This is a genomic window from Desulfosporosinus sp. BICA1-9 (genome assembly GCF_000802135.1).
Map to the genome: position 1 here is coordinate 1 of NZ_JUEE01000047.1, position 9,226 is coordinate 9,226.

A 9,226-nucleotide genomic window follows, 5' to 3' on the forward strand; every position below is an offset into this window, starting at 1 on the left:
TCCGAGAAACGCAAGGCTAGGTCCAGCAAAGGCTGATGGAGCAAGAAATCTCGTTCAGGTATTATCCAGCACAACGAAGGCTTTAATCTCCTCACCCTTATAGGACACTGGCAAAATCTTTGCTTTAATTCCAAAGTACTCTTCGACTCGTTTTTCAGTAATGATCTCCTTAGTCCTTCCGAACAAATACGAATTTTGTCCCAAGAGCAGCGTAGTATCCGACAGACGCAAAGCATGTTCCGGATAATGCGTATTTATGATACAAGACAGGCCGCGTTCCCTGACCAGCCTCATAATAAGATTTATTATCATGAACTGATTCCTAAAATCCAGGTGTGATTCTGGTTCATCAAGAACCAGCACCTTAGGTTCACTCGCTAAGGCCCTAGCGATGAACACAAGCTGCAATTGCCCGCCGCTTAATTGCGTACACAACTTGTCCCGAATAGAACGGATGCCTACCTCATCGATTGCCTGGTCCGCGATTTTTTTGTCTTTCCCGGATGGCACGGAAAAAAGGCCAATATGCCTAGCCCGACCCATGATTACAAGTTCTCTGACCGTATAGGGAAAAGAGAGCCCCTGCGCTTGCGGCACATAACCAATAGAAATCTGCTTTGACGCTTCCCGCGAAGACCCCATAGACTTTCCATTGATCAACGTCTCACCTAGCCTCCATTTCAGAATCCCTGTCACGCACTTTAGGATCGTCGTTTTGCCGATCCCGTTCTGGCCTAAGACAGTCATAATCTCTTTTTCGCCGAGGGTAAAGCAGATATCCTGTAATAGATTATTGTCTTTTGTATATCCGAAATATCCATTTTTAACTTCAAGTATCATTGCCAAGCGCCTTTCGATGTTTTAAATAGGATCGCAAAGAACGGTGCCCCCACAAGGGCTGTTAAGATGCCGATCGGGATTTCTGCAGCCGTCGCCGTTCGCGCAATCATATCGACAATAATCATAAAAATCGCTCCCACAATACAAGCGGCAGGGAGCAGGCTCTTATGGTCTTCTCCCACAAGCATACGGCAGATATGCGGTATAACCAAACCTACCCAGCCGATCACCCCTGTAACTGTCACACAAGCGGCCGTAATGAAGGTAGCCATAACAATAATGACCAGCCTTGTCCTCACGGGGTTTACCCCTAAAGAATAAGCCTCTTCATCCCCCAAGGAAAGGATATTAATCCGCCATCTAAGGAGCAGCAAGACAACAATGCCTAAGAGAATGGGAACTCCAACCAGCTTCAAATTACTGTAGGAGGAATTGGCGAAACTCCCCATCAACCAATAAGTAATAGCAGGCAACTTGTCGTAGGGGTCTGCAACGTATTTGATCAACGAGATTAAGGCGCTGAATACCGCAGATATGATCATGCCGGACAACACAAGCGATAAGGTTGACGATTCTCCGCGCAGCTTAGAAAGTGTGTAGGTCATAAACACACTCAAGATGCCAAAGACCAGCGCTAAGACCGTGGCCAGCTGATTAACGCCCGAAAGCAATATGCCAAAAGCGGCTCCAAATGCCGCACCAGAGCTGACACCCAGCACATCGGGACTTACCAGGGGATTCTTAAAAACCCCTTGGAACGACGCCCCCGCGACAGCCAGCCCAGCCCCGACTAAAGCGTTCAACAGCGTTCTTGGCAAGCGGAGATTCCAGACCACTGAAGCAGCTATGCTATCTTGTTCCCCACCGAGGAGTCCCGCGATTAATATTTTCCCGACTTCACCCGGAGAAATAAAATATCTGCCCCCGAACAGCGATCCAAAAAACGTCCCCGCCAAGATTAGCAGCATGGCAAGCCACACAAACTTCAAGTTCTTTTGTTTGCAAATCATAGTGTATTTTCCTTGCCCTTCAACATAGAAGAAAGATGGTTTGACGTGCTTTATACCCAATCACCAAGTTCGGTTATATTTTCAGGTCAGGATTAAGTTTGCTATTCAAAATCCGATCTAGTTCTGGGTCAGTTAGTTTGTAATTGAAGTATTTCTGGTAAAAACTTTTCAGGTCTGCCCTCATATCGTAATCCGTGAACACCTCAGGGTGAAAAACCTTACCCAGCCACTTGATCATCAATGGGGTTTCCACACACGGCGCATCCCAGCGATAAATACCCATAGGTGCTTTATACACTCGTTTGTTTTTTACAGCATCAATTTTACTCCAATCTTGTCCTGAAAACTTGTTCTTATATAAATCTTCGGGTAATATATCGGAGAAGTTACTTAGGATAATGACTTCCGGGTTCCAGGCTATAACTTGTTCCATTGTGACTTTCTTCCAGTTATCCCCCGTCACCTCATTGGCCACGTTCACCCCGCCTGCAGTGTCGATCATGATTTTGTTCACAGATTCACCTGTGGCTACTTGAAGTTGTTCATCTCTCCGATACAGGGTCTTAGGTTTGTCTTTGCCCGCTAGTGCGCTCTCCTTGGACTTCAGATAGCTGTTGGTGTCCTGTTGATACTTGATAAGCGCAGCTGCCCGCTCTTGCTGGTTTAATATCTCACCAACCAGCTTGATGCCGTTTTGCAAATCCTCAAGAGTACCATATTTGATAGCTACAGAAGGTATACCGAGTTCTGCTAACTTTTTACCAGTTTCCAGCTGGTAATCCCAAATGACAACTAAATCAGGCTTCAGCTTAGCTACTTCTTCGTAATTGACGTTGAAGTTATTATCGACGAACGTCGAATTGACGTTGGCCATTTCAGGAGCCATGTCCTTCAAGATGTTTTTCTGGTAGGCTTTCATCACAGACGGATGCATACCAACAATTTTTTTCCCTGACCCATCAACCGCATAGACAATAGTAGCCCAAGGAATAGGCACGATGGCAATCTTTTCCACATTAACCTTAATCTCTACTTGGTTGCCCACCAAATCGGTAACAATTCTTGTCCCGGACGTTTGGTCAGCTGACGTTTTCATTCCATTCCCGCTGGATTGACACCCCGCAACGCTTAACACTAAAAACACGACTAGTAGAAGTGATAATAAATGCATCTTTCTATTACGGTGCTCGATCATAAAAATTCCCCCTCCGTTATATTCCTTAAAAGATTTATCCACCGAAAAAACCAGCTAAATAGTCATATCCTCTTCTTCCGATGTACGCGTAATGTGCATCGGCATACATCCGTCCGCTCAACCCTACATGCGGGATAGGCACATACCGGGTACTGCCTTCGCCTAGAAGTCCCTGATAAAGTGGGTCTCCGACAATGATATCCGGCTGTATTCTATCTATCCACTCTCCCAGCGCTTCCTCGCCTTCAAACAAGTGAACCCCGAAAAGCGTCTCTTCCTGATATACTTTCTTCATTCGTCTATCCATTTTCATCAAGCTGGTTGGTTCAACATAGTCAAGCCCAAAGTCGTTATGCAGACAAGAAGCCATGCAGGAAGCAAAAAGTGGTTCGCCGATCACGACGGCCCTTTGTCTAGGCTGTGCCCTACCAGTTGGAGCGTATCGTTGCTTGCTTGCGTTACTCCGAGGAATGTCTACTATCTCCGCCAGAACCTGAAACAGCCGCTGCATACCCCACAAGCCCACAGGCAAATTCATCACATAAGGTATCGAATATTCTTTTTGCATATATTGGGCAAGCCCTACACCCTCATGGGACACGACAAGGTTCAAGCCAGCAGAAGACATGCTCTGAAAGGTTTTCATATCAATTTTCTCTATTGGCGAACAATTAATTTCAAGACCGCACTGCCCCAGTTCATCCATGAGTTCGGTTAAATGTGTTTCCTTGCCAAGACTTAGAGGCGTATACCCGATGATATTCACTTGATTATTCTTCTTTTCCCTCCTTTCCAGAAAACGCTTGCCCAAGGTTAACAGCGTATAGTAAACGCCGGAGTAATAGGTCTCAAATCCCTCCGTCGGAAGCGCCAAGACGGTCAAGCCTGTCCGCTTGCTCAGCCTATCCGCCATTGCCCCGATATCGACTCCCGTCAAAGCTGGGACCGGCGTACCAATAATTGCGATGAGTTCGGTCTGCCGATTTTGCGCCCGGAGCCTTTCCGCATGAAACAGGAATTCCTCTGCTGCGCCCATGACGGCTTCCATCTCCCCCAACTTGGAACTGAAGAACAAAGTCTGCCGCAAATCCCTGATTTCATCACATTCGATGACTGCGCTACTACACCCGCCGGGCGAGTACAGAAGGTTAAGTGAATGCAAAGCAAGGAGAACAGAGCAGGCACCAGAATAGTCACTTGCCAACGAAGGTATGCGGGACAAAAAACTGCTCATCTCATACCCTCCAAAATTTCTATGATCCCCTCATATCCGAAACGATAGTCGGCACTCACCACTATTTCTTTGGCTTTTAGACAATAAAATGATGCTTTCTCTCCAATAGCAATGTCTATTCCTTCAAATCCGCCCATCTGCGTTTCAACAGTTACGTTGGAAACCAAGAAAACCTCCGCCTGGCTTCCCGTGGCAGAAAGCGCCTGAATATACGTCATATCTTGCTTGTTCACTGTTTCGGCAAATATTGCAGCAACAGAAAGGCCGATCAACTCCAGCGCCTGGGCGAGCTCAAAGGACCTTGGCCCAATCCCCACCGCAATTCGTTTTCCAACCAACGCCACAGCTACTTCGGCAGCAACTCTGTGGTACTCTTTGGCATCCTGGCTAAAATCCCAAGTAACCTGCATTCCCTCCATCAACGCTGCATAGTTATGCTTAATCTCTTTCATGTTGTAGCAGGCAGGCAAATATAGGAAGGGTATGTTCCATTTTTCCCACATGCGCACCGCCAAATCATAACCAAAACGATCCAAGGCGATGTTTAACTTTCCGTTTGCCATGTCCTCAAATTCTTCGTAGGAGTCCAGCGCGGCAAATTCTCTGATTTCCTCACCGGTACAATAGTTCCTGAGTATCTGTCTCAGGCCGAAATCCTTAGGGAGTTTTCCTGAGTCTCCCAACAGATTGATGTGGCTTTTCGTCTCTTGCAGGACGCCCCTTTGCAGCAAATCGACAAAAATACCACAGAGCCGCTCTTTAGGAAGTGTCCTTCTCCGAGCAAGCGGCCCCCGCTCAAAAACCTTCACCGGTATCCCATACCGGCTTTCTATTCGTTTTGTTAAGCTTACAAACTCAGTACCCATCAGAATATCGGCACAAGTAATATAAACGATGATCGCTTTTGACCGACGCGTTGTAACAAGGCTTTCTAGCGCCTCCTCTAATTTTTCCAGATGCTTCCCGGTAGCAAAATCGTTGCTGGAAACCGGAAGTAGGAATAACTTTTCGTTCAAGCCCTTTTTCCCGGCCCTGAAATATAATACTCTGGAACAGGATGAGGGACCTGCCGCCACTACATCAATTCCCGGCACACATAAGACCAAATTGACCAGTTCCCCGCACTCATCGTCCGCTATACCCCTATCAAAAAAACTATCAAGCGGCATTTTATTCGCGATATCCGCAAGCTTAATCTTTTCTTCGCCGCTACTTGTTCTTATATATCCCGTGCAAGACAATTCCATTTCCTCCGCTTTCCGGTACCCATCCATCTATGCTTTTCGCAATTCCAGGTCTAGCATATAGTGACTGAGTTTTTCTAATTCCTCGTCCTCAAGCGCTTTGACTGGCCTATAACCCTGATTCTCAGTAATAACACCTGCCAAATCCTTAAAGAAACAAGCTGCCTTTGAATCCGGGAACTTTTCCAGAACTGTTTTGCCTTCAAGTTCCGAAAGAGCAATTTCCCGACTGAAAGGGACATCATCCACTACCCGCGTACCTGTTAAAATCGCAAACTGTTCAACTGCCGCTCTACTCGACTCAGGATTTCTGCAATTGTGAATTAACCCCCCCAGGGTTACCGGCCTTGTCTCCTGACTTCTACTGATCCCCTTCATAATATTGTTGGCAGCATATACCGACATAAATTCCGATGATGTTACGATATAAATTGTATCGGCATACCCTTCACGCATCGGAACAGAAAAGCCACCGCACACTACATCCCCCAGCACATCATAAATAACAGTTTCCCAGGCTTCACCCCATATTTCCAGATACTGCAACTCCTCCATCATGGTGATAATCCCCCTGCCAGCACACCCAATACCAGCTTCGGGGCCTCCGGCTTCAATGCAGTTAACACCGCCAAAGCCAGGAAATACAATATCCTGGCGGGAAATACCAAGTTGCTTGGCCTGCAATTGTTGCAAGACCGTGGGAATTTTACGCCCTACGAGACACCTTGTGGAATCTGCCTTAGGATCGCACCCAATATGCAAGGTCTTAAGACCCTGCATTGCCAACGCTACAGAAATATTGGCCGCTACCGTCGATTTTCCGATTCCCCCTTTTCCATAAAACGCCAATTTCAAACAGTCTCGCTCTTTTTGTATATTCATAATAAGTGGTCATTCCTTTCGCTGTACTCAAGGCACAAAAATTAATGAAAGTGCCCCTTCCTCACACTTCTACAAAGCTGTAATAGCTAGCCAAAATAAAGAGACAACCCCTCATCACTAATCATAAAGACAGTAATGAATCAGTTGTCTCGAACGACGCGTTCTTCCCCGCTTTCAAGTCGCATTCGCATTTTTGAAAACAGATCCCGCTAGCAGAAGACTTTTACCCAAAAGGTCAGTTTCCCTCGGGAAAGCAAATATGTACCCATAAAATAGATAAGGCCCTCCAAAATTTGAAGGGCCAGATAAACTCAGGTCCCTCCACCCATCCATCGTGAGTAAAGTATATGAGCAATCAGGTCTCCTGGCTCAGGTTCATCGTTTAGTGCCTCCTTCCCAAGTTTCCTCAGTGGATGTAGCACAAACTCCCCATTACAGTGGCGGGACCGCGCTGGATTTACATCAGCTTCCCTGTTATTATTTTTCCGTTAAGAAAAATCGCTTGCTCATTTGTTAAATTATTAAATTGTTAAAATGGCAAATTAAACATATCACATAGACAATACTTGGTCAAGTGCGAACCGACGAGGGTTCTCCGAATGATTTATTCTCCATCCATACAATAGCGTTCTCTAGAATCTGAGTTTTTTTCTATTAAAACACTTTTCACGTCTTTTTCTAAGATGTCTAACCCAATTGCCATAGTCTTCATACATCTCTCCCCCTAGTGTTCTAATCATACGTGTACCATCCACCGTCTTAGCCTCAGGTACGCCGTAAAAGGAATTAGTTATCTGAGTCAGTATAGTAATTACCCGATTTTTCCTCACGATCAGCACGACCTGATAACCCTCTTGTATAGGATCTGGGGCTAAGTAGTACTTAGTGCATCCTTTCATTTTGTTCAATATACAAGCTACCTCATTAGCCTCCTCAAAAGAAACCTCGTGTGCAGTTTGTAACCACTCCTCCATAAAGCGGTTAACTGTGAGTGGGTCTAACCCAAGTCTGCAGATAACACCTTCTAAACTATGAACAGTGGCTGTAATCATGACAATTCGCTCCCATACACTCTGTATTTATACATATCTACGCTCTTCCTTTTTGTTAATTTTCTCCCGTCGTTTCACCAGTCATGCCTCTTTCATAAGAAAATCAAAAAAACCCTCTACAGATACCTGTAAAGGGATATAGCTGACTTCGCTAGCCGGACAATATTCGCTGACTTCCCGGCATAATCGGCACCTCCCCTATCTTCCGTAGGTTCCTGTGTTGATCTATAACGAGCAGGTCTCCTGGCTTAAGTTCATCGCAGCCTTACGTCTTCCCGGTTGCCCAGTGACATTATATAAGGCCGCTCACTATCACAGTGGCGGGACCGCGTCAGATTGACTGACTTTCCTTTTCAATACTTCCCTGAGAAAGTATACTCGTTACGTACGTATTAAGTTTTTCATTTCGGGCTAGCAAATAAAAATGGGCTTGGTCAATTTCCAGACCTCTATTGACCTATTCCAAATTTCAGCACTTTCCCTAATCTGTTACTTCTACAAAAACTTAGGAATCCCTGCTTTATCCAGCTTATTTTTAGTGCATTTGCCCATAATTGTCCACCTCCCTGCTTACCATATCAAATCGGAAGGGAGTTATCTAGGATTTAGTATTTATTATATAAATAACCCATTATATGTTAACAAGCTATTGCACAGGTCGAATTGTTTTAGAGTCAGACCCCGGGGGATGGCTGACCGGACGAGTAGGGTACATTTGAAATCAACGATGTTGATGGTGATACATTTCATTAGCTTAGAATAGGTATCGCCTGGCTTTACTTGACTTGTGTACATCTTAGATCAGTAGACTAAATAATCTTGAACGAGAGCCGTTGCTTCATCTAAATGGGCGACAACAAAAATTCGATTTGTAATTCGACTGAGTACATCCAAGTCTGTGATCGTGCGTACCCTCTCCTGAAGAGTTTGAGATTCAGCGCCAAAACGAGCTTCGAGATATTGGCAAATTGTCTCAACCTTACCTTTTGCTTCTCCTTTTGCCTCCCCAATGACTACCCCTTCAGCTATACCGTCAGCTTTAGCCCTTTCTGCGTTCAGCCTTGAAGCTTCTACTGCCGCCAGTTCATCCAGTATCGCCTTCCTGCGGTCAAAATAAAGTTCCCGCAATTGAGGATCGGCACTCGCTACTTCCCAATCCTTCATGGCTCGGTCGATCATCGGATCTTCCATTGCAAACACCTCCAATCGTTTTCTGATTTCTTCATTCTCATTACCATCTAGCAAGAATAACCATCGTACCAGAGGATCCTTTTGGGGCGTGACTTCCTTCTTTCTCCACTTCCGACGGAGCTTAGGCATTTCGATAAAATCCAAATGTTTGGATAACAACAGATTATCCAAACAAAAACAGAATCCAAACCTTTCATCATTATGCCATATATTCAAGTAGTTTTTCATGAAGAAAGGTTTGGATTTCTTTCATTCCATGATCGACCTTACCCCACAGAAATTTGCAAGTGACCCTGCACCATTCTTCCATTTTTTTGAGACTTTTCGATCATTTTCATCTTCAAGTGTAGCCAGCGCCTTCGCTTCCTGTTCTGTGGTCACATCTAGGTACACCATCGTCGTCAGCACCTGCTCATGGCCTAGCAAAAACGATATCTGCACGATATTCATTCCATCCTCAAGCCAGTGCGATGCTTTCGCATGCCTGAGTTGGTGCGCGTGAAGCCCCAGAGGCACCTCGGAGCACGATTCGTGGGCCGTTGCCGCATGTATCTTGAGCCGCTTGCTGACAGCCATCT

At 45.5% G+C, this 9,226-nt stretch carries 9 protein-coding genes and 2 riboswitches; all 9 genes read right to left on the reverse strand.

The window, feature by feature from the left end; genetic code table 11:
* Positions 1-54: 54 nt before the first annotated feature.
* Positions 55-840 carry an ABC transporter ATP-binding protein gene (locus tag JL57_RS06380; protein WP_034141223.1) on the reverse strand — a complete coding sequence of 262 codons (786 nt, stop codon included), beginning with the start codon at positions 838-840 and terminating at the stop codon, positions 55-57.
* Complete coding sequence (locus tag JL57_RS06385; RefSeq protein ID WP_034141224.1) at positions 837-1,850, reverse strand: iron ABC transporter permease; 1,014 nt, start codon at positions 1,848-1,850, stop codon at positions 837-839. Before JL57_RS06385 ends, JL57_RS06380 begins: the two co-directional genes overlap by 4 nt.
* A gap of 73 nt (positions 1,851-1,923) precedes the next feature.
* The gene (locus tag JL57_RS06390) at positions 1,924-3,045 is read right to left on the reverse strand and encodes an ABC transporter substrate-binding protein (protein ID WP_034141225.1); all 1,122 of its coding nucleotides are present in this window, start codon (positions 3,043-3,045) and stop codon (positions 1,924-1,926) included.
* Between the two features lie 34 nt (positions 3,046-3,079).
* Positions 3,080-4,279 (reverse strand): nitrogenase component 1, encoded by a 1,200-nt coding sequence (locus tag JL57_RS06395; protein WP_034141226.1) that lies wholly within the window; start codon positions 4,277-4,279, stop codon positions 3,080-3,082.
* Positions 4,276-5,520 carry a nitrogenase component 1 gene (locus tag JL57_RS06400; RefSeq protein ID WP_291299770.1) on the reverse strand — a complete coding sequence of 415 codons (1,245 nt, stop codon included), beginning with the start codon at positions 5,518-5,520 and terminating at the stop codon, positions 4,276-4,278. The genes JL57_RS06395 and JL57_RS06400 overlap by 4 nt, the downstream gene beginning before the upstream one ends.
* A 33-nt stretch (positions 5,521-5,553) precedes the next feature.
* Positions 5,554-6,405 carry a nitrogenase iron protein NifH gene (locus tag JL57_RS06405; RefSeq protein WP_034141228.1) on the reverse strand — a complete coding sequence of 284 codons (852 nt, stop codon included), beginning with the start codon at positions 6,403-6,405 and terminating at the stop codon, positions 5,554-5,556.
* A gap of 336 nt (positions 6,406-6,741) precedes the next feature.
* Positions 6,742-6,922: riboswitch (cobalamin riboswitch) on the reverse strand.
* Positions 6,923-7,037: 115 nt separating this feature from the next.
* Positions 7,038-7,457, reverse strand: coding sequence for a hypothetical protein (locus JL57_RS06410; RefSeq protein ID WP_034141229.1), 420 nt, complete (start codon positions 7,455-7,457; stop codon positions 7,038-7,040).
* A 215-nt stretch (positions 7,458-7,672) separates the two neighbouring features.
* Positions 7,673-7,854, reverse strand: a riboswitch (cobalamin riboswitch).
* 404 nt (positions 7,855-8,258) lie between these two features.
* Complete coding sequence (locus tag JL57_RS36275; protein WP_366556990.1) at positions 8,259-8,819, reverse strand: PD-(D/E)XK nuclease family transposase; 561 nt, start codon at positions 8,817-8,819, stop codon at positions 8,259-8,261.
* A gap of 78 nt (positions 8,820-8,897) precedes the next feature.
* On the reverse strand, positions 8,898-9,226 hold a 329-nt coding region (locus JL57_RS06420), incomplete at its 5' end, for a tyrosine-type recombinase/integrase (RefSeq protein WP_034141230.1).

Coding starts and splice junctions, on each gene's coding strand:
- JL57_RS06380 (WP_034141223.1), bottom strand. CDS start 840: ATGATACTTGAAGTTAAAAATGGATATTTCGGATATACAAAAGACAAT.
- JL57_RS06405 (WP_034141228.1), bottom strand. CDS start 6,405: ATGAATATACAAAAAGAGCGAGACTGTTTGAAATTGGCGTTTTATGGA.
- JL57_RS06395 (WP_034141226.1), bottom strand. CDS start 4,279: ATGAGCAGTTTTTTGTCCCGCATACCTTCGTTGGCAAGTGACTATTCT.
- JL57_RS06410 (WP_034141229.1), bottom strand. CDS start 7,457: ATGATTACAGCCACTGTTCATAGTTTAGAAGGTGTTATCTGCAGACTT.
- JL57_RS06385 (WP_034141224.1), bottom strand. CDS start 1,850: ATGATTTGCAAACAAAAGAACTTGAAGTTTGTGTGGCTTGCCATGCTG.
- JL57_RS06390 (WP_034141225.1), bottom strand. CDS start 3,045: ATGATCGAGCACCGTAATAGAAAGATGCATTTATTATCACTTCTACTA.